This is a genomic window from Levilactobacillus koreensis JCM 16448, from assembly GCF_001435525.1.
GTDB classification, from domain to species: domain Bacteria; phylum Bacillota; class Bacilli; order Lactobacillales; family Lactobacillaceae; genus Levilactobacillus; species Levilactobacillus koreensis.
Map to the genome: position 1 here is coordinate 29,840 of NZ_AZDP01000053.1, position 25,317 is coordinate 55,156.

Consider the following 25,317-nt stretch of genomic DNA (forward strand, 5'->3'; position numbering starts at 1 on the left):
GATTTAACGTCCTTGACCGATGTACTTAGTTCTTACAATTAATTAAAGAATTAAACATTTTGGGTGTTCATGTCATAAAACATAACATGAAGTCTTGACTCCCGTTTTCAGCGTGGTATGATGACATCATAGTTAAAGGGGGCCGGTAGTGATGAAGGAAAAGGAGTTACGGCGTTCATTGGCCGTTTTGCCAATGGGAACCGTCATGAAATTAACGAGCTTAACGGCGCGTCAAATTCGTTACTATGAGGCTCAGAACTTGGTTTCTCCCGAACGGAGTGACGGCAATCGGCGGTTATACTCGTTGAATGACGTTGACCGGTTACTAGAAATCAAGGATTACTTGGCCGACGGGGTCAACGTTGCGGGGATTAAGGCAATTTATGATCAACAACAACGGGCCGCGCAGGCGAAACAAGCCGCTGAGAAGCAACCGTTGACCGATGAAGACGTCCGGCGAATCTTGCAGGATGAATTCATTCGGCAGAGTGGTTTCGGTCAACCAGCGTCAGGGCTACACCAGCAACGACCTCTTTAAACCGTGGTATTAGACGAGAAAAAACTGACAGGGAGCGATTTTAATGGCAAAACCAGAATATTCCAAGGATGACATTCGTCAGATGGCGAAGGATGAAAACGTTAAGTTCTTGCGGTTAATGTTTACTGATTTATTTGGCACGATCAAAAATGTTGAGGTGCCTATCAGCCAACTCGATAAGTTGCTTGAAAACAAGTTGATGTTTGACGGGTCTTCCATCGATGGTTTTGTACGAATTGAAGAAAGTGACATGTACCTGTACCCAGACCTTTCGACTTGGATGATTTTCCCTTGGAGTACGGAACGGGGCAAGATTGCCCGGGTGATCTGTGAAGTCTACACGACGGATGGCAAACCATTCGCTGGCGATCCCCGGAACAACTTGATTCGGGTCTTAAACGACATGCGTAAGGCCGGCTTTACCGACTTTAACATTGGACCAGAACCCGAATTCTTCCTGTTCAAGATGGACGAAAATGGCAAGCCAACGACGGAACTTAACGACAAGGGGAGCTACTTCGATATGGCCCCAATGGACTTAGGTGAAAATTGCCGACGTGAAATCGTTCTGACCATGGAAGAAATGGGCTTTGACGTTGAAGCGGCTCACCATGAGGTCGCACCTGGTCAACATGAAATCGACTTCAAGTATGCCGACGCCTTGACCGCTGCCGACAACATTCAAACCTTTAAGTTGGTTGTGAAGACGATTGCCAGAAAGTACGGCTTGTACGCGACATTTATGCCAAAGCCATTGGCTGGGATCAACGGGTCCGGGATGCATTTGAACATGTCTCTGTTCCACGGCCAAGGCAACGCCTTCTTCGATAAGGATGGCGGCGACATGCAATTATCCGAGGACGCCTATCATTTCTTAGGTGGGTTACTCAAGCATGCTCGCAGCTTCACGGCCATCTGCAACCCAATCGTTAACAGTTACAAGCGCTTGGTTCCTGGCTACGAAGCCCCAGTTTACGTGGCTTGGTCTGGGTCTAACCGCTCGCCACTGGTTCGGGTGCCAAACTCTCGCGGCCTGTCAACGCGGTTGGAACTCCGGAGCGTTGACCCCGCAGCTAACCCATACCTGGCTATTGCAGCGGTTCTGGAAGCTGGCCTGGATGGCTTACGCAACAAGTTAGCCCCACAAGAAGCCGTCGACCGCAACATTTACCGCATGGACGCCGAGGAACGTCAAGAAAACCATATCACCAACTTGCCTGACACGTTACACAACGCGTTAAAGGACTTGGCTGCCGATGATGTGATGCGTGGCGCCATGGGTGAAAATCTCTTCCAGAGCTTTATCGAAGCGAAGAACCTGGAATACAATTCTTACCGGACGCAAGTTTCTCAATGGGAACGCGATCAGTACCTGGAATTGTACTAAACCGCTTTAAAAATTAATCATTAAAAATGTGTGGGCAAACGTCACGCGTACGGTCACCAGGAAACTGGGGCGGTAGGCGTGGCGTTTTCCGCTTTTAGAATCGTTGTAGGCCCAAACGTTAAAAAAATCCTTGTTTTCTGGCAAATTTCGTGCAAACTGCTTTTTTCTGTAGGAATTTTTGGTAACATGAACGTATAACCAAATGTTCACGGCAAGCGCTAGGGAACATCAGAATGAGGGATAATCCATGGAAAATCAAGAACAACAAGCTAGTGCAGCCGATGTCTTAACGCAGGCAATCGCCAACAAACTCGATTACTTAAGTACGTTGCAGGCGGCGGTTCAGCACGGCGATGACCGGAAAGTTTATGAACTTTTGGACCAAGCGCGCTACTATCAGGAAGTTAAGAAGACCCGACCAGCGCGGTCAGTCAATCATTTATCTGAGTTGGTCGATAACATCCATCCCCAAGTCAGCCACTATTTGAGCGACAATTTAATTAATTATTTAGGCCACATTTATCCATTTTTCTACTACGAAGAATACACCACCGGACTATTCCATATTTACTTTGGAAATTGGTGGGACCGGCGATTGTTCGGTGACCTCGATGTGATCAACGTGCAATTCCAATTCGATCAGAATGAATACCAGAAGTTGAAGGATTCCTTTGCATTGGAGAGCCAAAACAAGCGGCTGAACACAGCGAAGATCGAATCGGTATCCGCCGAGAGTGAAAAACTTCAAAGCTTAGTCGATGCGCAGGCGACCCGGGACAACCAAAAGGCACAATTGCGGGATCAGCTGAAGGAAAACAGCCAACGGAGCAGCCTGCCTTGGGATTCCAGCAAGGTCAAGGACGAACGCCAGGGCATTATCGATCAGTTGACCAAGTTAGCCGACGAGGACGAAAAGGCTTTGAACGCCCACAAGTTGATCAAGGAAAATGACGATAAAATTTTGGTGCTGTCCAAGGAAGACACGATTCTTAGCTATGAAAAGCAGAGCATTCGCGATGCATTTGACGACTTCGAACATTTTGAAGCCCACAATGCAAGCTTGTACGCCGATTACTTAAACAGCTTGTTAGGTAAGAGTGAGGGCGAGGTGAAGGCCGATGATTAACGAAAATGATCCGTCAACGTTGACCACCAGCGGTCGGTTACTCAACTATAACGAGGCCATCAAGTCAGGCCTAGAAACTGGGTTAAAATTTACGCAGTTGATGGACCAACTCATTAAGACTACCGATCCCGATGAATTGGTCAGTGCGGCAACGCAATTGGCCGATTTTGAATTGGATTCGGACTACGTGACGTTCCCTCATCAATATAGTAATTCGGACTACTACCTGTTATTTATGTCCCGGATGCTAGAATTACATGATCAGGGCAAGCATGTCATCTTGCAATCCCGTGACCACCACGAGGAGTTAACCCAACAGTTGACGCCATTAGGTGACCGGGGGACCTTTAACTTCCGTATCGAGACATCGGAAAATGGCGGCGTTTTCTACCGGGAACGGGCAACGGGCCAATCGTTGTTTTATTTGAACTTGGAACGTAAAATGTTCCGCTTCAATAGCCACGCACTGACGCAATTGTTCATTATTGACTTGCACGATACAGTGCCGGCGGAAACGGTAAAAGCCTCCGTGCAGATCCTCTTTGATTTTGCCCGTTACTTAAAAGAAGACTATGGATATTCCGTAGACTTTAACATCTTGGACATGGCCAACCGGCAAAACTACGCGGTGCGTTCGGCGGACTTACCAGCAGGGGTCGTGGACCGCTTGTTCGTGACGGCGGCGCAAAATGACTACATGCTGACGAATGGTGTCAATGGCAATGGAGCCGAAATTGCGTTGGACAAGAATGTTGTGGTCGACATCTTCAATAATCAACTTGAAGGCCAGCCAGAATGGGTCATTACCGTCCACGATGACGCACAGCAGGTCTCTTGGTTTGATGTGTTACTTCAATATCCATTCATGCGGGATTGGTACTTAGAAAACCTGAACGATCTGGAGATCCAGTCGGACCCATTGATTTTTGGCTAGGAGGAATTTGATAACGTGTTAGAACTAGCGAAATTAGTCCAGCAATCAATTGCGTTGGATGAACAGATAACGGCTGACCGTCAGATTGAGATGTCGCGTAAGCAGCAGATTGAGAACGCCTACGTGGCACTAGATGTTGAATTGGCCGAGGTGGCTAATACTTCGGAGTGGTTCAAGGTGTGGAAGACGCACCGGGGCAAGGCCGACGAGGGTCAGACCCCACGGGAGACGCTGCTGACGGAATACACGGATGCTATGGACTTCTTCTTTTTGGTAGCATCCAAGAAAACCTGGACGCACCTGATTATGATCACGGAAGAAGACCTAACGGGACTGGAGAAGAGCCGGCCCGCTAAGGATCTGGACCAACAATACTTAATTCTAAAACGGATGGTGTTCAACAGTCACTTTTCCCACCGTCAAGAGGACTTCCGCCACGCTTGGCGGCTGTTCCTGAAGTGGGGCTTTGTCGACTTCGGGTTTAGTCAAGACGAGATTCAAGCGGCTTACGAAGCAAAACGTCAAGTCAACTTGGATCGGCAAGCGAATAATTATTAGTATTAGGGAGTTCTGAATGTGATTGTTCAGAGCTCCTTTTTTGATGGACTGAGTTGTGTGGACTGGACCGTACCGTGGCTACCAGAGATTCCGCCTGTGGGGGCGCTTCGGACTGGAAGAGGCCATCAGTCTTATCGCTCGCTTTGAAGCCACGCCAAGGCCACTTGCCAAATATGAACTTACATATGTCAGTTCACGGAGATACTAGCTGAGCATCACGTTTGGATATTATGTGGTGGAAATGTTGCTTGTCATGGAAGAGCACAATCAGAGCCGGAGGAGGCCAGGGACGACCTCAAAGACACGTGTTTTTCGTGGCTTTGAGGCGTTCCCCATAGCAGGCGGAATCCCTGGCAGCCGGAGTGCGGCTATTCTTAGTCAGTATAATTCACTAAACGTTTTTACCGGATAATTCAATAAGCCAGTGAATTAGGGAACGAAAAACTTGTCAGCGGCGCTAAAAATCGGTATGGTTTTAAGTAAGTAACAAAATCGGTATGGGACGGAAGGAGCGGGGGATTATCAGCCAATTAGATCCACGGGTGGTGCGGACCAACGAGCAGTTGCGCCAAGCACTCAGCGAGCTATTACAGCAGCAATCATTGCAGCAAATTTCAGTTCAGAAACTGACCAGTACGGCTCAACTGACGCGGGGGACCTTTTACCTGCACTATAAAGACAAAACGGATTTTTATGAACAGACGGAACAACAGGTCATTGACGAGTGGTTTGCAACGGCCAGAACGGTGATTGCACCTGAAGGAAAATCCATGAGTGGTTTTTCTTTGGGCCCGGCATTGCGCTACGTTGATCGGCATCACCAGATTTTGACGGTGCTGTTACACCCCCAGTTCACCCAATTCCGACCACGGCTACAGCAACGCTTTGAGCGAGAATTGCTGGCGTTTAGTCAACAGCTCCCGGCTACGGCGTCTGAGGGATCACCAATTGACATTCAGATCACCTTTTTAACGAGTGCTTTTCTGGGGTTGGTCGAGCACTGGCTAAACGACAATCGGCGCTACCGTTCTGAATTTCTAGCACAATCTTTTCGGCAATTAGCAACGCCAGATGTCACGCCACTAGCGGCTTGGTTCGCTTTGTCTGGGACGGACATCGCGTTGCATTCAGAAAAAAGCTTGACGTAGCTGACCCCATCAAGTATAATTTTCATGTTGTATTTGTGGACTTCCACAGCTGCAACCGCTCGGGACAAGTCATTAAGTTTTCCGCCTTGCGGAGCACTTGTTTTCGGCGAGTCTAAGTCTAAATATATAAGGAGGTGCACACACATGTACGCAATTATCGTAACTGGCGGCAAGCAGTACAAGGTCGAAGCAGGCCAAGCTGTTTACGTCGAAAAGTTGAACGTTGAAGCTGGTGAAAAGGTTACTTTTGACCAAGTTGTCTTTGTCGGTGGTGACAAGCCTAAGATCGGGACGCCAACTGTTGCAGGTGCAACCGTTACTGGAACTGTTGAAAAGCAGGGTCTGGAAAAGAAGGTTGTTACTTTCAAGTACAAGGCCAAGAAGGGCCAACATACGAAGAAGGGTCACCGTCAACCATACACCAAGGTTGTCGTTGATGCTATCAACGCTTAAAGCCTAAAGATTAAGAGAGGCGATCTCGATGATTCATGCGACGTTCCATCATGGAGCTAACCGAATCGATTCATTCCAAATCACTGGCCACGCTGACTCAGGTGAGTATGGTCAAGACATTGTTTGCGCTGCGGTCTCGGTGCTTGCGATTACGACGGTCAACGGTCTACAACGAATCGCTAAGATTCCCATAGACGTTGAAAATCGTGATCAGGAAGGTGGTTATCTGGAAGTCCACCTTCCACCAAAGCTGGAAGCAACGACCGAATTAAAGGGACAAACACTCCTCCAGAGTTTTGCGGATGGGTTAAGAGATGTCGCCACAAATTACGCGGACTATATAGAATTCGCTGAAATAAAAGATTAAATTGCGGAGGTGAAACTTATGCTGATGAACATGAACTTACAATTCTTCTCTCACCATAAAGGTGGTGGGTCTACTGCTAACGGTCGTGACTCTGCTGGTCGTCGTCTTGGGACGAAGGCTGCTGACGGTTCTACTGTTACCAGTGGTTCTATCCTTTACCGCCAACGTGGGACGCACATCTACCCAGGCTTGAACGTAGGCCGCGGTGGTGACGATACTTTGTTTGCCAAGGTTGCTGGCGTCGTTAAATTCGAACGTCTTGGCCGCGACAAGCGTCAAGTATCCGTATACCCAGTTGCTGAAGAAGTAGCTAAATAACACGAGGTTTTCCTCGTAACGACTGAAGAGCTTGAGGCGAGACCAATTCGCTTTGAGTTCTTCTTTTTTCTCTATTAAAAGGAGGATGGGTCAATGACATCACGAATTGAACGGTTGCAAGCACAATTTGCGACGCTGAGCATCGATAGCTTTCTAGTCTCCTCGGCCAGTAACCAGCAGTATTTAGCTGGAGCTAGTGTTGAGGGTGGCGATGGTTACTTGTTAGTGACGGCGAAACGTGCGGTCTTTATTACGGACGCTCGTTACCAGTCGGAATTGGCGGCGACCATGCCAGATATGCCAAAGATTATCACTCGTGACTATCTACAGGCCGTTGAAGAGGTCCTAGAGGCCGATGACGCGACAGTGTTAGGCCTTGAGGATAGTTTGACCTTGGCCGAGTTCGACTGGTTAGACGAGCATTTAATGAGTGACATCGTGCCACTGGCCAATGTTGTCGATCAGTTGCGACAGGTCAAGGAACCGGCCGAATTGGCTGCGATTCGCCGAGCAACGGCGCTGACCAGCGAAGGGGTCGCGGCCTTATTTGATGTCTTGGCGCCAGGAATGACCGAGCGCGAGGCGGCTCAGTGGCTAGAACGCTGGATGCAAGACCACGGCGCGACCGGTCCCAGTTTTGGGACCATCGTTGCCAGCGGTGTGCGTTCCGCTTGGCCGCATGGTCAGGCCAGTGATAAAGTGATGGCAACCGGTGAGTTGGTGACCATTGACTGCGGTTTTTACGTGGACAGCTATACGTCTGATTTGACCCGAACGGTGGCTTTAGGTGATCCCGGTGCGGACCTTAAGGCTGCTTATCAGGCCGTTCAGACGGCCCAAGAAAAGATCATTGCGGCGACTAATCCGGGCGCAACGGGTGATGAGATCGATCACGCGGGGCGGGATTTCTTGACGGAACAAGGTTACGGGGATGCCTTTATCCATGGTACCGGTCACGGTATCGGCTTAGACATCCACGAAGGCCCGAACATTGGACGTGGTTGGCCAGATGTGATGGCGGCAAATGAAGTTGTCACCGCAGAGCCAGGTGTGTACTTTGCCGGCAAGGGTGGTATCCGCATTGAAGACGATGTGTTGGTCACGGAAACGGGTCATGAAGTCCTCACGACGACGCCCCGGAATTTAATTATTCTGTAAGTGACCCACGTATCTTGCTTTTTAGGGGTAAGAATTGATATTATAAAGAGGACATATTTTAGGAGGCTGAACACATTATGGCAATTTCGACTGCTGATTTTAAAAACGGTTTAACTATTGAAGTGGATCACGCAATTTGGCGCATCATTGAATTCCAACACGTTAAGCCAGGTAAGGGTGGCGCTTTCGTTCGTTCAAAGCTAAAGAACTTGCGGACGGGTGCCGTTCAGGAAAAGACTTTCCGTGCCGGTGCTAAGATGGAACAAGCTGACATTCAGACGCGTTCTATGCAATACCTGTACGAAGATGGCGATAACCGGGTCTTCATGGACACCGACAACTTCGAACAAATCGAAGTTCCTGGTGAAAACATCAAGGACCAACTCCCATACTTGCAAGAAAACATGAACGTTGACTTGGTTCAATACGGTTCCGAAGTTCTCGGTATCGAAGTACCAAACACGGTTGTCTTGGAAGTTGTTGCTACGGAACCTGGTATCAAGGGGAACACCGCTTCTGGTGGTTCCAAGCCTGCTACCATGAACACTGGCTTAGTCGTTCAAGTGCCATTCTTCGTTAACGAAGGCGACAAGCTCTCTATCAACTCTACCGACGGGACTTACATTTCTCGCGCATAGTTTCACACACGTTTAATCAGTAAGGGAGGGTCAACGAATGGCAGAAGATACTAATATCATTTTAGAATCAAAGGAACCCGCTTTAGGCAAAATCGAAGTGGCACCGCAAGTCCTCGAAATTATTGTGGGCATTGCTGCTAGCCAAACTGAAGGTGTTGCTCGGATGCGGGGGTCTCTGGCAAACAGCGTCACGGAATTATTCGGTCGCAAGGAACAACATGGCAAGGGCGTTAAATTAGTCTTTGACGGCGACGAATTAGCGGTTGATGTTTACGTTTACTTGAATTATGGGGTTGCCGTGCCAAAGGTCGCCTTAGCCATTCAAGATAGCGTCAAGCAACAATTGTTGTTCATGACGGACCTCGATTTACGTGAAGTTAACGTTCACGTGGAAGGCGTCATTCCCGAAAAGACGGCGCAACAGGTCGACCCTGATAACCTGTTTAACCAGAGCGATGAAGGAGACAGTGACCAATAGTGACACTTACACGACATCAAATTCGGGAACGGGCGTTTCAAATGTTATTTGCGTTGAACGCCAATCCCGATTCCGATCACGATGCGTTGTACCAACGTGTTCTGACGGACGACCCGAACCAAACCGTTCCCGTACCAGACTACCTGCAAACGTTAGTGACGGGTGTCTTGGCACATCAAAGCGAGTTGGACGCACAAATCGACCAGTATTTAAGTACCGGTTGGCAGTTGAAGCGAATTGCGAAGACTGACCTTGTGATTCTCCGATTAGCATTTTTTGAAATTGACTACGTGGAAGAAGTGCCTGACCGTGTAGCCGTTAACGAAGCCTTGGAATTAGCCAAGAACTTCAGTGACGACCGTTCACGACGGTTCATTAACGGTGTGTTAGCACATACCTTAGACGAACCTTTGGATTCACAATCTTAGTCATTAATTAGACCAACCGCTAAATTACTAGTGGCTGGTCTTTTTTTAGACCGGGACTTAAAACCTTAAAAACTAAAACCAGATTGTGATAGCTGGTCGCCGCAGTGCGGTAATTTCACCTCAACCCGCTATTAATTTTTTAATGTTAAATGAATCATCTGAGGCGTACTGGAAGGTCCCGTTTTGGGGCTGACTATGCTAAAATAGAACGTAACTTTGAATTTTGGGGAGGACGAGCTTCATGACGACGATCATTGATGGTAAGCAACTGGCAAAAGAGGTCAATGCACAGACCAAAGACCGGGTGGCTGCCTTAACACAGCGTGGAATTACGCCCGGATTAGCCGTAATTATCGTGGGGGATGACCTGGCTAGTGCGATTTATGTCCGTAATAAGCATAAAAAAGCGACCCAGCTCGGCATCAACTCAATCGTGCGGCAATTGCCCGCTACGGTCAGCCAAGCAGAATTAGTCGCCATTGTTCAGGCATACAATGCTGATCCGGCAATCCACGGTATTTTGGTTCAATCGCCCTTACCCGTTGGTTTAGATGAACAGGCCATCGTGGCGACCATTGATCCCGCTAAGGATGTCGATGGCTTTCATCCGTTGAACGTCGGCCGGCTATTTGCGAACCTACCTGGCAAGTATCCCGTTTCCTGCACGCCACGGGGCATCATGACCATGCTAGACTCCCTGAACCTTCATTTACGAGGCAAGCGGGCAGTTGTTGTGGGTCGTAGCCGCATCGTCGGTCGGCCCATGGCAGCCATGCTGATCAATGCCGACATGACGGTCAGTGTCGCCCACGTTTACACGAAGGATCTGAGTGAGCTTACCCGTGAGGCAGACGTGTTAGTCGTCGCGACCGGTGTGACGCATTTGATCAAACGAAACGACGTGAAACCCGGCGCCATTGTGATCGACGTGGGAATGGACCGTGATGAGAATGGCAAATTGACCGGTGATGTGGATTTCGACGGCGTCTTTGACCGGGCGGGGGCCATTACGCCCGTGCCGGGTGGTGTGGGCCCCATGACCATTGCGACGTTGATGCAACAGACAGTAGACCTATGTGAGTGGAGTGAGCAACTTGGCAACGACTGATTACCTAACAGTCACAGCGTTAACCCAATATTTAAAACGAAAATTCGACGTCGACCCCTATCTAGGCAAGGTGTATCTGACCGGTGAAATTTCCAACTTTCGCTTACGGCCACACGCCCACCAGTACTTTAGTCTAAAGGACGACCATGCCAAAATTAGTGCCATCATGTTCCGTTCGGCATTTGAAAAGTTAAAGTTCACGCCGGAAACGGGGATGAAGGTCTTGGTCACCGGGCGAATCTCCCTGTACGAACCCAGTGGTAGCTATCAGATCTACGTGGAGCGGATGGAGCCAGATGGAATTGGTCAGCTCTACCAAGCCTATGAGCAGTTAAAGCAGAAGTTGGAAACGGAGGGCCTTTTCTCGGCGCCCAAACGGCCATTACCACGCTTTCCCAAGCGAATCGCGGTGATCACGAGTCCCAGTGGCGCCGTTATCCGTGATATCATTACGACCACGCGGCGGCGTTATCCCATCGCACAGATCGTCTTGTATCCGGCGGTCGTTCAGGGCGACGGGGCGGCGCCTGATCTGGTGCGCCAGATTCAACGGGTCAACGCGGCCGGCACCTATGACACCCTGATCATTGGCCGGGGCGGTGGGTCGATCGAAGACCTGTGGCCCTTTAACGAAGAGAGTGTGGCGCGGGCCATTGCGGCTAGTCAGATTCCAGTGATCTCATCGGTCGGGCACGAAACGGATACCACGATTGCCGATCTGGTCGCCGATGTCCGGGCGGCAACGCCCACGGCTGCGGCAGAATTGGCGGTGCCCGTGTTGAGCGACGAGCTGTTAAAATTACAGCAGCAACGCACCCGACTCTTAAATGCAATGGCCAACCGCATCAATTTTCAGCAGGAACGTCTGAATAAGTTGATGACGGCTTACGTTTTCCGGCAACCACAGCGACTGTATGAAACGTACGTCCAACGGTTGGACCGGGCACAACAGGCGCTGAATCGTAACGTTCAGACGCAGGTTCAACAGGCGACGCAACGCTTTCAATTTGCCCGCCAAGGCCTGGTTGCTCAGTCACCGTTGGCGCGGGTTCAACGCGATCAACAGACCGTTAGTCAGACGACTGAGCGGTTAACGACCGAGATGAAGCGTTACATGGCCAAGCAACAGGAGCACGTCGGCCAATTGGCGAGTGGCTTGGATTACCTGAGCCCACTGAAGATCATGGGCAGAGGGTACAGTTACGTCACGCAAAATGACCACGTCGCCAGAACAACGGCCGATTTACAGCCGGGACTTGCCACGATTCATTTGAGTGACGGCACCGCTGAAGCAGAAATTAAATCTATTAAACCAGCAACGGAGGATCAACATGAGTGAAGAAACGAAACCGACTTTTGAAGAGAACTTAACGACGTTAGAACAGATCGTCGCGCAACTTGAGCAGGGGGATATTCCGTTGGAACAGGCCTTGGCGCAATTCCAGAAGGGGGTGGCCTTAAGTAAGGACTTACAAACGACCTTGCAGGATGCCGAGAAGACGTTGACGACGATGATGTCTGACGACGACCAAGAAGTTGCTTTTGAGACGCCACAAGGGGGCGCTGGTGATGCCAAGTGATGAACGCTTAACGCGGTTCGAACAGACCTGGGTGCCGTGGCTCAATGCGCCACTAAAGACGGCCATTGCCGCGGATAGTGGCGATGACCGGTTGGCCGAAGCCATGAGCTATTCGGTGCTGGCGGGTGGCAAGCGGTTGCGACCATTATTGACGGTCGCCACTTTACAGGCCCTCGGGCACACGGTGGACCAAGAGCACGACTGGCGGCCGATTATGGCGCTGGAGCTGTTACACACGTACTCGCTGATCCATGACGATCTACCGGCCATGGACAATGACGCCCTGCGCCGCGGTGAGCCGACCAACCATATGAAATTTGGCGCGGGTATGGCGACGCTGGCCGGTGATGGCCTGCTGACGTTGGCCTTTCAGTGGCTGACGGCAACAGATCTGCCAGCTAAGACGCAGGTAGCGTTGACCCAAGCGTTGGCCCAGGCGGCCGGACCTAGTGGCATGGTCGCCGGTCAGGCCAAGGATATTCAGTCCGAGCATATCGACTTGCCTTTGGCTAAGCTTCGCGTGCTTCACCGGGAAAAGACCGGGGCCTTACTGCATTACGCGGTTCAGGCTGGGTTGATTTTAGGCGAAACGCCACGGGAGCAGTGGGCACCGTATCTCCGGTTTGCCGATGCCTTTGGGCTGGCTTTCCAGATCTACGATGACATCTTGGACGTCGTCAGCACGCCAGCGGAACTGGGTAAGGCGACGCAAAAAGATGCCGGTGAGGCCAAGAATACCTATCCGGGTAAGTTGGGCTTGCAGGGCGCCAATCAGGCGTTGATCGACACGATTCAGGCCGGCAAGGCGGCGTTGGCTGAATTGCCAGCTAGTGCAGGGCGCGAGCTAATGGCCGCCTTCTTTAGCTATTTTGATACGAAACGGGTGAAAGCATGAAGAAAAAACGGGTGGCGGACCTCCTAGTTGAACAGGGACTTTATACGTCGCTGGACGAGGCGAAGCGTGCCGTAATGGCTGGTGAGATTCTGGGCACCAACGAGGAACGTTTGGACAAGCCGGGGTCACTGATTCCAGCAGACACTGAACTGCATTTGAAGGGCCATCCTCTACCATACGTGTCACGGGGCGGGTTTAAACTGGCTAAGGCACTTGAGGTCTTTAACATTGATGTGACCGACCGGATTGTGCTGGATATTGGGTCGTCGACTGGTGGATTTACCGATGTCATGCTTCAAAATGGCGCGCAACTCAGCTACGCGTTGGATGTCGGCAGCAATCAATTGGTGTGGAAATTACGGCAGGACCCACGGGTCATCGTGATGGAGCACACCAACTTTCGCTACAGTAAGTTAGCCGATTTTACCAAGGGTCAGCCGACCTTTGCGTCGATCGACGTGTCCTTTATCTCCCTTGATATGATTTTACCGCCACTAAAGGGTATCCTGGCGACCGGTGGGGATGTTGTGGCGTTGATCAAGCCCCAATTTGAAGCGGAACGGGGTGACGTTGGTGCTCACGGAATCGTGCGTGAGCGCCGGGTCCACACCGCCGTGGTCCAGAAAATCATTGATTTTGCGGTGGCAACCGGTTACAGTGTGCTCGGCCTCGATTTTTCACCGATTCGAGGTGGCGAAGGCAACATTGAATTTTTGGTTCATTTACAATCTGTCGATAAACATGCAGTCTGTGTAAGTTCAGTTTCCGTTGAAGAGACGATTAACGCTGCTTATGAAGGCCTCAAACAGTAGATTATGAGAAAATTATTAGAATTTACTTTCCAAATACTTAGGTCTGGTATATGATAAGATTATACATTTTTATCACATAAAGGGGGGCCAGGTATGAAAAAGCAGGAACGCCAGCAATTATTGAAACGGTTGCTCACATCACGGGAAATCGAACGACAAGAGGATTTTGTTCGGTTGCTTGCCGAAGATGGCATTCACGTCACACAGGCAACGATTTCACGGGACATCAAGGAGATGCAGTTGGTTAAATTACCGGCCGAATCTGGCGGTTACCGTTACAGTTTACCCGTCCAAAAGAAAATTGATACCCAGAAGAAATTGCAGCGAACCTTGCAGAATGCCTACATATCCTTTGCGGTCCAGGACCAATTTACAGTTTTGAAGGTACTTCCCGGTAATGGACCGGTGATTGCCTCGTTATTGGACCAGATGCGCTACGAGTATGTCTTTGGCACGGTCGGCGACGATAGTTCCGTTCTGACCGTTTGTGTTTCCCATCAGGGTGCTTTACAATTAGAAAAGACGATTGACCGCATGCTTGCGGATTAAGAGCAGTGACCACGACTGACCGACCAGCACAGAGCTGAGCATCAGCAGTGGTCTTTTGTTTAGGGGGCAAAAAAGTGTTACAGGAACTATCAATTAAAAATTTCGCCATCATCGAACGCCTCGATGTGGTGTTTAAAAATGGGATGACGGTCCTGACCGGAGAAACTGGTGCCGGAAAGTCCATCATCATTGACGCAGTCGGCCTGCTAGCAGGCGGTCGTGGTTCCGCCAACTTTGTCCGAACGGGTACGGATAAGGCCGTTATTCAGGGGAGCTTCATCTTTCCTGCAGGTGGAACGACCTACAAAGTCCTAGATGAGCTCGGCATTGACCACGACGACGGCAACGTCATTTTGCAGCGGGAGATTCACCGCAATGGGCGCAATACCTGTCGGGTCAACGGCATGCTGGTCAATACCAACACGTTGAAGCACATCGGCGAAACGGCGGTCGATATTCATGGGCAAAATGAACATCAAGAGTTGATGCAACCGGAAAAACATTTGGGGATGTTGGATGAGTTTGCGGCGGACCAAGTGCATGATTTGAAGGCCCAGTACCAGACGACTTATCAACAGTACACGCAGTTGCGCGATACGTTAGAGAATAAGCGGGCTAATGAAAAAGAGTGGGCCCAGCGGTTGGACATGCTGAAATTTCAAGTCAATGAGATTGAGTCGGCGCAGTTACAGCCGGGTGAGGAAGATGATCTGATTGCGGAACGGGATCGACTGGATAACTTTCAAAAGATCAATGATGCTTTGCAACAGACGGCGTTAATTCTGACCGGCGAAGACGCCACACCGGGCGTCAATGACCAGATCAGTAGTGCTATGCAGGCCATGCAGGGCATCGCGGACTTTGACCCCGCCTTTAAGCAGATCGCGGGTGGACTGGAATCGGCCTACTATGCGCTGAGTGACGCGGTGAGTGATGTCTCATCTCAGCTAGACATGCTGGAGTGGGACGAAGGTCGTTTGGATGAGATTGAGCGACGATTGGAAGTCATTAATCAGTTGAAGCGCAAGTACGGCGACTCCGAGGGGCAAGTTCTGAAGTATTTCGATCAGATTTCGGCAGAGCTTAAGCAGATGCAGTCGACCGACGAAACGGCAGATGACTTGGAGACCCAGGTCGCTAACCAACAGTCGACCTTGCTGAAACTGGGTGAAAAGCTGAGTAAAACGCGTAAGCAGGCCGCCCAAGAGTTGGAACAGGCGATTCACGGTGAGTTGGCCGACCTCTACATGGATAAGACGGTCTTTGCCGTGCACTTCACGCGTTCAAAGACCCAGCCGTTGTTGAGCACCGGGCTGGATCACGTGGAATTCTATCTGCGGACGAACCCCGGCGAAGCCATGCGGCCGTTAGCTAAGATTGCTTCTGGTGGTGAACTGTCGCGGATCATGTTGGCATTGAAGACGATTTTCTCCGAATCACAGGGAGTGACGTCGATTATCTTCGATGAAGTGGATACCGGGGTCAGCGGCCGGGTGGCCCAAGCCATTGCTGAAAAAATCAGTGGTATTGCTAGGGAGTCACAGGTTTTATGTATCACTCATTTACCCCAGGTGGCGGCCATGGCCGATCACCATTACTTTATTGCTAAGGAAATCGTGGGTGATCGGACGGAAACGCACCTAACTCGATTAAGTGAGCAAGACCGAGTCAGTGAAATTGCCAGAATGTCCGCTGGAACGCAGGTGACAAAACTCGCGTTGGAACATGCAAACGAACTGCTTGGTCTCGCGGATGAGGCAAAATCTAAAGTTAATCAAAAAAAGTAATCAACTTAAAAGACAGGTCGGCCCTAGGGGGAACGGACCTGTTTTTGTTTTGGGGTAGAACTAGTTAAAGCCGTTTATGAACTTTAGCTTAAATTACTTGGCTGTTTGGGATATAATTAGTTTCGAAGCGTAACAGTTAGCATGAGGGGTGTGAGTCAGATGTGGAAGAAAATTGGTACCTTTTGCCTTGGATTACTAGTAACTCTGTTGATTATTTGCGGAGGGAGTCTTAGAGCGAGCGCCAAGGATATTACAATGGCGACAAAGGGACTAACTGCTGCTGAAGCAACGATTACAGAGAAAACTAATAATGGGGTTGTGACGATTGACCCCGGTGCTGATTTAGAGGCAGGCCAAAACTACAACATTGTTTATAACTGGACACTGAAAGATGGCGTTGCAATTGAGGATGGGGACACGGCATCGGTAACCTTACCGGCAACGGCAAGTTACGGAAATATATCATTTAAGATTGAGGATGAAAAAACCGGAACGAACGTTGGGACCTTTACCCTTAATAAAGATGATGATGTTGGAACAATTGTATTTAATGGTAATTTGGCGAATACGAATGTTGGTCGCTCGGGGTCGTTAACTTTTGCAATCACTGGGACTAAGATGGTCGATAATGGTAGTGGCGGCAGTGATGGCCCTGGTTATGTTGTGAACAAAAATGGTTGGGTTGGTGCGTTTGATAGTACCAACAAGACTTGGCCTGCACAAATGGTATGGGATGTCTTCTTCAACGTTAACGCCGATGATATGGGTGCGACGACGGTCACCGATACTCTAGGAATCAATCAAGACTATAATTTAGGATCGACGACGGTCACTTATACGGATGCTAGTGGAAATGTATTGGATAGAGTGACTGGCGCAAGCGTTGAGCCGACCGTTGATGGTCAGAAGTTGACCTATCACTTTGATCACGTGACGACTGGAGTTGAAATTGTCTATACGACGACAGTTAAAAATCAGTCGGGAACTAGTGGCACGTTGACTAACGACGTGGTGGTGGCTAGTGCCAATGGGATTACAGGAAATCCTGGTGGTAGTGGTGATGGGACAATTTCAAGTCCTGCTCTGAGTCATAAGGATGTTGAATGGGGCGGCTCTGGTAATGCCAGTGGGGATTACTCGGGCTCCGCTATATTGACCAAGACTGGGGTTAACGGGAAATTATTAACCGGTGCTCACTATGAATTTTATAATGAGGCAAAAGAACTACTTGGTTCGGGAAGTACGGATGATCAGGGCCAGTTAACGATGAAGGGCCTGTCAGCCGGTAACTATTACTTTAAGGAAACAGCTGCGCCAGATGGTTATCTGTTGAATCCAACGCTGGTTCCAGTGACAATTATGGCAAATAATACGTCGACGCCGGTTGATGTTGGTCAAACGGATCATCAAAATAGCGTCATCTTGACAAAGACTGCAGCCGACTCAGGGACCGCTTTGGCGAACGCGACGTATGATGTTTATGATAGTACGGGAAATATCGTCAAGAGTGGGCTTAAAACCAATTCGGCTGGACAAATTCAGGTTATCGGGCTAGCAGCCGGTGATTATTACTTTAAAGAAACGGCCGCGCCAATGGGATATGAAGTAAATAATGAGAAAGTGCCATTTACGATGTCCGCGACGATGACAACGGCCAAACAGGTTAGCCAAAGCGACTCACCAATCAAAGTTGCTACCGGGTCAGCTACGCTAAATAAGACGGCATCTGACACGGGCTATGGATTGCAAGGGGCGACTTATGAACTCCTTGCTGCTGATCAGGCAACGGTAATCGGTACACCTCAGGTCACTGATATCGATGGTCAACTAACCGTTGGCAATTTGGAATCAGGAACTTACTACTTTAAGGAGCTGAGTGCGCCAGCTGGCTATGCACTTAATCCAAATCTGGTCCCGGTAGTCGTGGATGCTAACAGTGATCAGACTGCAACGGTATCTCAAGTTGATCAGTCAACGGCCACGGGATCTAGCTCTAGTGACACAACGACTACTTCGTCGGTACCGACAGAGTCGTCAAGTTCGAGTGTAATTCCTAGTTCAAGTTCTAGCTTAAGCTCCTCAAGTTCCATTAGTTCTAGTTCTTCGGATTCTAGTTCATCAAGCTCCAGTTCATCAAGCTCCAGTTCTTCGAGTTCCAGTTCTTCAAGTTCCAGTTCATCAAGTTCCAGTTCTTCAAGCTCTAGTTCATCGAGTTCTAGTTCTTCCAGTTCTAGTGTATCCAGTTCTAGTTCAACATCATCTTCGTCATCGAGTTCGGTACCATCAGTGTCTTCTAGCTCTTCAACGGTGGTGCCATCGAGCTCTAGTTCGTCTTCCAGTATCTCTAGCTCGGCGGTGACGTCTTCGACTAGTAGCCACCCAACCGGTAGTACTTCTAGTTCACAATCGGTAAGCGATAGTTCTACGGAAACGGGATCGTCTGCTGCTGATGTCGTTACCGGTGGTGGTGCAGCAACTGGAACGGGTCAATCTTCATCGTCTAGTACGTTGGGTAGTGGGACTGGGGCCTTTGCTGGCGGTGATTTAGCAAAGGCATCGTCAACGGCGGCAAAGGGTAACGCCAACCGTTACTTACCACAGACCAATGAGGAGAAGGGGGCCAGTGTCTTGATTGCTGGTGTGCTCTTACTTGGATTCGGCACGAGTCTTTGGCGGTTACGGCAGCATCGTAACTAACTAAAATCGAAATGATAAAAAGGGTACTGTTAGCGGGAACTTCTTCCGGTTGCGGTGGCCTTTTTGTTAGCGGTGCTTAACAAATCATTGTATAATTAACTTGTGAAAATAAAAACTTGGGGGCTTTACTATGAAACGCGGACTAGGTTTGGGGTTGGCCGTGATCTCATTTGGTGTTGCGGTTGGATTTATGACAACGCAACCAGTTGTTAGTCAGGCGGGGACCACCGTCCGACCGACGCCAACCGCTGTACGAGGAAGTTGGTTTCAGGAACAGGATTTGAAATATCGGGTTAAGATCACCAAGTCAACGTTTGTTTTTGGTGGTGGCTACTACGCTAGTAAGAAATGGCATCCACTTGATCAGCAGTCGTATCAGGTCAGTCGTAAGGTCAAGCAGGGCACGTGTACCTGGAGCAAGCAGACTAATGCGAATGGCTATTATACGGTCAAAATCAAGAATGGTAAGTTTTTAGTTAAGGCTAAGAGCGGTATTTTAACGGTTAAACAATATCGTCATGGCAAGGACGTTAACGGGTATCCGTTGTACTTCCATCACATTAAGAACGCCGCGGCAGTTCTGTCCGGCGACACCAAGTAGGTTAGTTGAGACAACAAAGGACACCGCGTTAGCAGTCACTGGAAATGGTGGCGCTGACGCGGTGTTCTTTTGATGTTTACTAGTTGGCACGTTGAATAGAACGCAGAAGTTCGGGGGTCACAATGGTAGTCAACGACCGACTTTGCTTTAAAATGAGGTGACCAGCGGTATCTTGTTTGAGATGGCCAATAACGGTCATTGGGGCAGTGTCGACGGCGGCTTTGAATTGAAGCCGGACTAAATAGTGCCGGTCCAACGTTTGACGGATGAAGTAGTCCAATTGAAATTTAGGCATTTGCGGATAGACAACTTGACCGTTAATTACGGGTAGGTCACTGAAAAGATCCCGGTAAGCGGTAGCCACCCGATCAGATAGGGCAGACCGTTTTACATTTTGCATGCTGATCACCTCGAACGTTTGTTTGTATTTTCATTATACGAACACGTGTTTGAGATTGCAAGCTTTTTTGTTCCGATCTTGAATTTTTTTGTTGGTGACGACTTTTTTTGAGAAATGGGCCGCAGATGCAGTATTTATCCTTAAATAGTGGTAATATAGTAACCTATAGATTATAGTTCAGGCCAAGCAATCTTGACTTTAAACGGTACGGTAGTCACAAGTCGCTGACGCGATGACTATGGTATCATAATTAAATTTTTTTGATGAAGGGATTTTTAAACGATGGCTAAACGTGGAATGCTCATTGTGCTTTCAGGTCCTTCCGGCGTTGGTAAGGGAACGGTGCGTAAAGCGTTGTTCGAGACCGGTGCGACCGACTTTTCCTATTCCATTTCAATGACGACTCGCCAACCGCGGGAAGGTGAAGTGAATGGTGTCGACTATTACTTCGTGACCAAGGAAGAGTTTGAGGAGAATATTCGTAACGGGGAAATGTTGGAGTACGCCAAGTATGTTGACAACTACTATGGAACCCCGTTAAAATATGTTAATGAGACCCTTGATCAAGGCAAGGATGTTTTCCTGGAAATCGAAGTGAACGGTGCCATGCAAGTGCGGGCAAATTGTCCCGATGCCGTCTTCGTTTTCCTGACGCCACCAGATTTGATGGAGTTAAAACACCGCTTGATTGGTCGGGGAACGGACGCCATGGACGTCATTAACAAACGCATCAAGAAGGCCGTTGGTGAAATTCGGATGATGCGGAATTATGACTACGCCGTTGTTAACGATGAAGTTAGCAAGGCAGTTGACCGGATTCAAATGATTATTCGCAGTGAACGGTTACGCGTGACCCGGGTCATGCCGGATTACGAACAAATGATTGGAGACGAATAAAAAATGCTACTTTATCCCTCAGTTGATGATTTATTAGCACAAGTTGATTCTCGGTACTCATTGATCATGTTAGCTAGCAAGCGGGCCCACGAGTTGGATGCCGGTGCTAAGCCACTTTTGACCGACTACAAGTCCCCGAAGACCATTGGCCGGGCTCTTGAAGAAATTGCGGCCGGTGCATTAATGATCGATCCGGACGAAAAGGATCTCAACGCTTAGGTGTAAGCGTTAGTTTTAAGACCAGGTTGCCGTTGGGTAATCTGGCTTTTTTTATCAGGGCAAATTGGAGGTTGGCTATGTTCGAAGAAAAACACATTACATTAACGGTCAGCGGGAGCGTGGCGAGTTATAAGGCGGCGACCCTGGCCCGTGAATTACAGCGCGCAGGGGCCACGGTCCGTGTTGTGTTGACGGCGAGTGCGGCAAAATTTGTGACGGCGGCGACATTTGCGGCCTTAACGAAACAACCCGTCTTAACCGATGACGGCTGGTGGCGTGCGGATGGTCAGATCAGCCATATCGAACTGGCCGACTGGACGGATCTCGCTTTGGCAGCGCCAGCGTCGGCTAATTTAATGGCACAATTTGCCAACGGACTGGCTGATGACGTTGCCAGTGCTACTTGGTTGGCGACCGCCGCTCCTAAAGTTGTGGTGCCCGCCATGAATACGCACATGTGGCAAGCGCCAGCGACGCAACGCAATCGCCGCCAGCTGACGGCCGATGGGGTGCACGTGTTGCTCCCAGCGACCGGTCCCTTGGCGGAAGGTTATTCGGGGCAGGGACGGTTTCTTGAACCGGCCGAAATTGTCCGTCAACTGGCACAATTACCCTTGTTTGGTGCGCAGACCTTAGCCGGCAAACGCGTGTTGGTCACGGCTGGTGGGACGCGAGAACGCCTCGACCCCGTCCGCTTTTTGACCAACGATTCTTCCGGCAAAATGGGGTATGCCGTTGCCGCAGCCGCGCAACAAGCCGGCGCCACGGTTACCTTGATTACCGCACCGACCAAGTTAACGGCACCAGCGGGCGTCACCGTCGTGCCGATTCAGAGCACCACGGACCTTGCTCAGGCCGTCTTGGAACGCTTTCCGGCCAACGATGCCTTGGTGATGGCCGCGGCCGTTGCGGACTTCCAGCCGGTGGCAGTGGCCGACCAGAAGATCAAGAAGACACCGGCCAACGATGAATTCATTTTAAAATTAAAAAAGACACCAGATATCCTTAAAGCAGTTGCTAAGATCAAGCGGGCCGACCAAGTGACGGTCGGGTTCGCCGCTGAGACGCAGAATGTGTTAGCAAATGGTGAAAAGAAGCTCCAGTCCAAACACCTCGACATGTTAGTCGCTAACGACGTTTCTCGTGCTGATATTGGCTTTAATGGCGATGAGAACCAGGTGACCTTTATTTTGCCAAATGGGGTCACGGATCAGACGCCTAAGACCAGTAAAAAGGTGATTGCCCGGGTGTTAGTCGACCGGGTTGCCCAGTTATTCAAGTAAAGTGAGGTGAGTACAATGGCCCAGATCGGTCAAATTTTAGTGGACGTGCCGACGATGCAAACGAACGATCCCTATTCTTACGCCATTCCAAGTGAATTGGAACATCAGGTTCAGGTGGGGATGCGGGTCATTGTTCCGTTTGGTCGCGGGCATCGCGTTGTTTCTGGTGTAGTGGTCGGTCTGACCGACGTCACCAGTTTCGATGGTGAGTTGAAGCCGATTCAAGCCGTCTTAGACCTCGCGCCGGTTTTAAATGACGAGTTACGAGCTTTAGCGGATTGGTTGGCGGATACCACGTACGCCTTTCGTATCACCTGTATTCAGACCATGTTGCCCAATCAGTTGAAGACGCAAACGGAGCGGCGAGTGCAACCGACTCAAACGCTGACACCTAACGAAATGGCGACTTATTTTCCAGATGGCGCACCCCGCGAGTTTACCGACAAGCTCGATGATGCCACGGTCGCTGGCTTGCTCAAATTGCAACGCGCTGGCAAGGTCGAGATGGTCTATCAGGTGAAGGATCGGTCCGCCGTCAAGACGACAACGGGAATCAAGCCGACGTTGACCGCCACTAAGCTCAGAGATATTCAGGGAGAAGTGGCGAAGCGCGCCCCCAAGCAGGCGGACCTATTGGCCTACCTGCAGACAATGGCCCCCGATACCTTGGTCGCCCAGAGTGCGGTGGTCAAGGCGGCTCACGTCAGTCCAGCGGTCATCACGACGGCGGCCGACAAGGGATGGCTGACGAAGGCGCCGTTGGAAGTTTATCGTGATCCTTTCCAACAGCCCGTCAAGCCGACCCAGCCACTGCATTTAAATGCGGAACAGCAAACGGCGGTTTCCGCCATCAGTGCTGCTGTCGACGGTCATCGGACCGAGAACTTCTTGGTCGAGGGCGTCACCGGGAGCGGCAAGACCGAAGTCTATCTCCAGAGCATTGCGGTTGCCCTGCAGCAGGGACGAACGGCCCTCATGCTAGTTCCGGAAATTGCGCTAACGCCACAGATGGTCAACCGGGTCAAGGCGCGGTTTGGTCAACGCGTGGCGGTCCTTCACAGTGGGTTGTCCAAGGGTGAACAGTACGATGAATGGCGCCGCATCGACCGCGGGGAAGCGACCGTGGTCGTGGGTGCCCGTTCGGCGGTGTTTGCGCCCGTCAAGAATCTCGGCATTATCATCATGGATGAGGAACACGAAACGAGTTATAAACAGGATGAAAATCCACGGTACCATGCCAGAGACGTTGCGTTGTGGCGGGGCCGGTACAATGAGTGTCCCGTCGTGTTAGGGAGTGCGACACCATCCCTGGAGACGCGGGCGCGGGCAGCTAAGGGATTGTACACCCGATTAGTCTTGGCTAAGCGGGTCAATGACCACCCGCTACCGGCGGTCCACATCGTCGACATGCGTGAGGAGCTCAAGCAACACAGCGAGGGTGACTTTTCCGAACCCCTCTTGGCAGCGATTCAGACACGACTCGACCGCAAGGAACAGATGGTGTTGATGCTGAACCGGCGGGGATACTCGTCGTTTGTCATGTGCCGGGACTGTGGTTTCGTGCTGAAATGCCCGAACTGTGATATTTCGCTGACCCTGCATATGGATACACACACCATGAAATGCCACTACTGCGGGCATGAAGAGGCTATTCCCCACGTTTGCCCGAACTGCCATAGCCGGAAAATTCGCTACTATGGGACCGGGACGCAGAAGGTGGAACAGGCTTTACAAAAAGAATTTCCAACTGCCCGGATTCTCCGAATGGATGTGGATTCCACGCGGAAGAAGGGTGCTCACGAGCGCATTCTGAAACAGTTTGGTCAGCATCAAGCCGATATTCTGCTGGGAACGCAGATGATTGCGAAGGGCCTGGACTTTCCCAACGTGACGTTGGTCGGTGTGCTCAACGCGGATACCGCGCTGGGCTTGCCGGACTTTCGGGCCAGCGAGCGAACTTTTCAGCTATTGACCCAGGTCAGTGGCCGGGCCGGTCGGGCGTCTAAGCCGGGTGAGGTGTACATTCAAACCTTCAATCCGGACCATTACGCGATTCAATTGGCGCAGCAACAGGACTACGAGCGCTTCTTCGTGACGGAAATGCACATGCGCCATCAGGGGAGCTATCCACCGTATTACTTTGCGGTCCAGCTCACGGCCAGTCACGAGGACGAAGCCACGGCGGCTAAAGCCATGTATCAGATCGTGGCGGCGCTCAAGCAGGGTCTCAGCGACCAGGCCATTATCTTAGGGCCAACGCCCAAGGCGATTGCGCGGGTCAAGCGGAAGTATTATTATCAAGTTGTGATTAAATATAAGCAAGAGGCCAAACTAAAGCCTGTCTTGGAGCAGATTCGTCAGGCCGCCCAGATTCCAGCGCGTCACGGACTCACGGTCACGATTGATCCGGAGCCAATGAACTTTATGTAAGCAATGCGTACTGCGACCGTCAGAGATTCCGATTTTGATTGCATATCTTCCATAAACAAAAGTGGATAGGCATCAACGATGATTGTTAGTGACATGGCAACTTACGTCTAATTAACTAAAGGTTGAAAGATGAAATACCTGTCTCGCCCCAGTATCAGCAAGGATTCGAACCATTAAGATAGTGTGAAATTGCCGCACTCCGGCTGCCAGGGATTCCGCCTGCTGTGGGGACGCTTCAGACTGGAAATTCACCAGTCTTCTCGCTCGCTTTGAAGCCACGAAGACCGCGTGTCTCCAAAGTCGCCCGTGCTGTAAGCTGGCTAAAAAATCACCAGCTAACACCACCTCCACGGCTGGCTGCATCCCTGTCCTCCTCCGGCTCTGACTGTGCTTTACAACGACAGCAGTCGGAAGACATGGAGGCTTAGCGTTTCCGGTCCAATCTATAACGATTATTACAGTCAGTATCCTTGTTACCTAAGAACCCTGTGTAAGCCGAGAGGTCGGCAGATATGGGCTCAGGCGCGT

At 50.3% G+C, this 25,317-nt stretch carries 27 protein-coding genes and 1 other annotated feature; of the genes, 26 read left to right on the forward strand and 1 reads right to left on the reverse strand.

Annotated elements, in window-relative coordinates:
- The first annotated feature begins 151 nt into the window (after positions 1 to 151).
- From FC99_RS04055 to FC99_RS04160, 22 genes are all read left to right on the forward strand, one after another.
- A complete protein-coding gene (locus FC99_RS04055) occupies positions 152 to 538 on the forward strand; it encodes a MerR family transcriptional regulator (RefSeq protein ID WP_048736209.1) in 387 nt (128 codons plus the stop codon).
- Positions 539 to 581: 43 nt separating this feature from the next.
- Positions 582 to 1,925 (forward strand): type I glutamate--ammonia ligase, encoded by a 1,344-nt coding sequence (gene glnA / locus FC99_RS04060; protein WP_056986469.1) that lies wholly within the window; start codon positions 582 to 584, stop codon positions 1,923 to 1,925.
- Positions 1,926 to 2,172: 247 nt separating this feature from the next.
- Positions 2,173 to 3,051, forward strand: coding sequence for an exonuclease SbcC (locus tag FC99_RS04065; protein WP_048736207.1), 879 nt, complete (start codon positions 2,173 to 2,175; stop codon positions 3,049 to 3,051).
- Positions 3,044 to 3,985: a hypothetical protein gene (locus tag FC99_RS04070; protein ID WP_048736205.1), complete on the forward strand. Its 942-nt coding sequence runs from the start codon at positions 3,044 to 3,046 to the stop codon at positions 3,983 to 3,985. The genes FC99_RS04065 and FC99_RS04070 overlap by 8 nt, the downstream gene beginning before the upstream one ends.
- Positions 3,986 to 4,000: 15 nt before the next feature.
- Positions 4,001 to 4,543, forward strand: coding sequence for a dUTPase (locus tag FC99_RS04075; protein WP_048736204.1), 543 nt, complete (start codon positions 4,001 to 4,003; stop codon positions 4,541 to 4,543).
- Positions 4,544 to 5,040: 497 nt separating this feature from the next.
- A complete protein-coding gene (locus tag FC99_RS04080; protein WP_082153311.1) occupies positions 5,041 to 5,691 on the forward strand; it encodes a TetR-like C-terminal domain-containing protein in 651 nt (216 codons plus the stop codon).
- A 43-nt stretch (positions 5,692 to 5,734) separates the two neighbouring features.
- Positions 5,735 to 5,815 (forward strand) — a sequence feature (ribosomal protein L21 leader region).
- Positions 5,816 to 5,835: 20 nt separating this feature from the next.
- Complete coding sequence (rplU, locus tag FC99_RS04085) at positions 5,836 to 6,144, forward strand: 50S ribosomal protein L21 (RefSeq protein WP_048736202.1); 309 nt, start codon at positions 5,836 to 5,838, stop codon at positions 6,142 to 6,144.
- Between the two features lie 28 nt (positions 6,145 to 6,172).
- Positions 6,173 to 6,511 (forward strand): ribosomal-processing cysteine protease Prp, encoded by a 339-nt coding sequence (locus FC99_RS04090; protein ID WP_048736201.1) that lies wholly within the window; start codon positions 6,173 to 6,175, stop codon positions 6,509 to 6,511.
- 24 nt (positions 6,512 to 6,535) lie between these two features.
- Complete coding sequence (gene rpmA / locus FC99_RS04095) at positions 6,536 to 6,829, forward strand: 50S ribosomal protein L27 (RefSeq protein WP_048736446.1); 294 nt, start codon at positions 6,536 to 6,538, stop codon at positions 6,827 to 6,829.
- 93 nt (positions 6,830 to 6,922) lie between these two features.
- Positions 6,923 to 7,987 carry a M24 family metallopeptidase gene (locus FC99_RS04100; RefSeq protein WP_048736200.1) on the forward strand — a complete coding sequence of 355 codons (1,065 nt, stop codon included), beginning with the start codon at positions 6,923 to 6,925 and terminating at the stop codon, positions 7,985 to 7,987.
- 77 nt (positions 7,988 to 8,064) lie between these two features.
- Positions 8,065 to 8,625: an elongation factor P gene (gene efp, locus FC99_RS04105; RefSeq protein WP_048736199.1), complete on the forward strand. Its 561-nt coding sequence runs from the start codon at positions 8,065 to 8,067 to the stop codon at positions 8,623 to 8,625.
- A gap of 37 nt (positions 8,626 to 8,662) precedes the next feature.
- Positions 8,663 to 9,103: an Asp23/Gls24 family envelope stress response protein gene (locus FC99_RS04110; RefSeq protein WP_048736198.1), complete on the forward strand. Its 441-nt coding sequence runs from the start codon at positions 8,663 to 8,665 to the stop codon at positions 9,101 to 9,103.
- Positions 9,103 to 9,531, forward strand: coding sequence for a transcription antitermination factor NusB (nusB, locus tag FC99_RS04115; RefSeq protein ID WP_048736197.1), 429 nt, complete (start codon positions 9,103 to 9,105; stop codon positions 9,529 to 9,531). The genes FC99_RS04110 and nusB overlap by 1 nt, the downstream gene beginning before the upstream one ends.
- Before the next feature lie 241 nt (positions 9,532 to 9,772).
- Positions 9,773 to 10,639 (forward strand): bifunctional 5,10-methylenetetrahydrofolate dehydrogenase/5,10-methenyltetrahydrofolate cyclohydrolase, encoded by an 867-nt coding sequence (locus tag FC99_RS04120; protein WP_048736196.1) that lies wholly within the window; start codon positions 9,773 to 9,775, stop codon positions 10,637 to 10,639.
- Complete coding sequence (gene xseA, locus FC99_RS04125) at positions 10,626 to 11,978, forward strand: exodeoxyribonuclease VII large subunit (protein WP_048736195.1); 1,353 nt, start codon at positions 10,626 to 10,628, stop codon at positions 11,976 to 11,978. Before FC99_RS04120 ends, xseA begins: the two co-directional genes overlap by 14 nt.
- Entirely contained in the window at positions 11,971 to 12,219 is a 249-nt protein-coding gene (locus tag FC99_RS04130) for an exodeoxyribonuclease VII small subunit (protein WP_048736194.1), read from the forward strand. Before xseA ends, FC99_RS04130 begins: the two co-directional genes overlap by 8 nt.
- Positions 12,209 to 13,114, forward strand: a complete 906-nt coding sequence (locus FC99_RS04135) for a polyprenyl synthetase family protein (protein WP_048736193.1) — start codon at positions 12,209 to 12,211, stop codon at positions 13,112 to 13,114. Before FC99_RS04130 ends, FC99_RS04135 begins: the two co-directional genes overlap by 11 nt.
- Entirely contained in the window at positions 13,111 to 13,926 is an 816-nt protein-coding gene (locus FC99_RS04140) for a TlyA family RNA methyltransferase (RefSeq protein ID WP_048736192.1), read from the forward strand. Before FC99_RS04135 ends, FC99_RS04140 begins: the two co-directional genes overlap by 4 nt.
- A 93-nt stretch (positions 13,927 to 14,019) precedes the next feature.
- Positions 14,020 to 14,475 (forward strand): arginine repressor, encoded by a 456-nt coding sequence (locus FC99_RS04145; protein WP_048736191.1) that lies wholly within the window; start codon positions 14,020 to 14,022, stop codon positions 14,473 to 14,475.
- Between the two features lie 74 nt (positions 14,476 to 14,549).
- The gene (gene recN / locus FC99_RS04150; RefSeq protein WP_048736190.1) at positions 14,550 to 16,262 is read left to right on the forward strand and encodes a DNA repair protein RecN; all 1,713 of its coding nucleotides are present in this window, start codon (positions 14,550 to 14,552) and stop codon (positions 16,260 to 16,262) included.
- 255 nt (positions 16,263 to 16,517) lie between these two features.
- Entirely contained in the window at positions 16,518 to 18,959 is a 2,442-nt protein-coding gene (locus FC99_RS04155) for a SpaA isopeptide-forming pilin-related protein (RefSeq protein ID WP_048736189.1), read from the forward strand.
- A gap of 130 nt (positions 18,960 to 19,089) precedes the next feature.
- Complete coding sequence (locus FC99_RS04160; protein ID WP_048736188.1) at positions 19,090 to 19,560, forward strand: hypothetical protein; 471 nt, start codon at positions 19,090 to 19,092, stop codon at positions 19,558 to 19,560.
- 79 nt (positions 19,561 to 19,639) lie between these two features.
- Here the strand turns inward: FC99_RS04160 and FC99_RS04165 are convergent, their stop codons facing one another.
- Positions 19,640 to 19,960, reverse strand: a complete 321-nt coding sequence (locus FC99_RS04165; RefSeq protein ID WP_048736187.1) for a hypothetical protein — start codon at positions 19,958 to 19,960, stop codon at positions 19,640 to 19,642.
- Between the two features lie 282 nt (positions 19,961 to 20,242).
- On the opposite strand from FC99_RS04165, the gene gmk reads away from it, so the two are divergent.
- The 4 genes from gmk to priA all read left to right on the forward strand — a co-directional run bounded on the left by gmk (position 20,243) and on the right by priA (position 24,789).
- A complete protein-coding gene (gmk, locus tag FC99_RS04170) occupies positions 20,243 to 20,857 on the forward strand; it encodes a guanylate kinase (RefSeq protein ID WP_048736186.1) in 615 nt (204 codons plus the stop codon).
- Between the two features lie 3 nt (positions 20,858 to 20,860).
- Complete coding sequence (gene rpoZ, locus FC99_RS04175; RefSeq protein ID WP_020089007.1) at positions 20,861 to 21,076, forward strand: DNA-directed RNA polymerase subunit omega; 216 nt, start codon at positions 20,861 to 20,863, stop codon at positions 21,074 to 21,076.
- 77 nt (positions 21,077 to 21,153) lie between these two features.
- On the forward strand, positions 21,154 to 22,359 hold the full coding sequence (gene coaBC / locus FC99_RS04180; RefSeq protein ID WP_082153309.1) for a bifunctional phosphopantothenoylcysteine decarboxylase/phosphopantothenate--cysteine ligase CoaBC: 1,206 nt from the start codon (positions 21,154 to 21,156) through the stop codon (positions 22,357 to 22,359).
- Between the two features lie 15 nt (positions 22,360 to 22,374).
- The gene (gene priA, locus FC99_RS04185; RefSeq protein WP_048736184.1) at positions 22,375 to 24,789 is read left to right on the forward strand and encodes a primosomal protein N'; all 2,415 of its coding nucleotides are present in this window, start codon (positions 22,375 to 22,377) and stop codon (positions 24,787 to 24,789) included.
- The last annotated feature ends 528 nt before the right edge of the window (positions 24,790 to 25,317 follow it).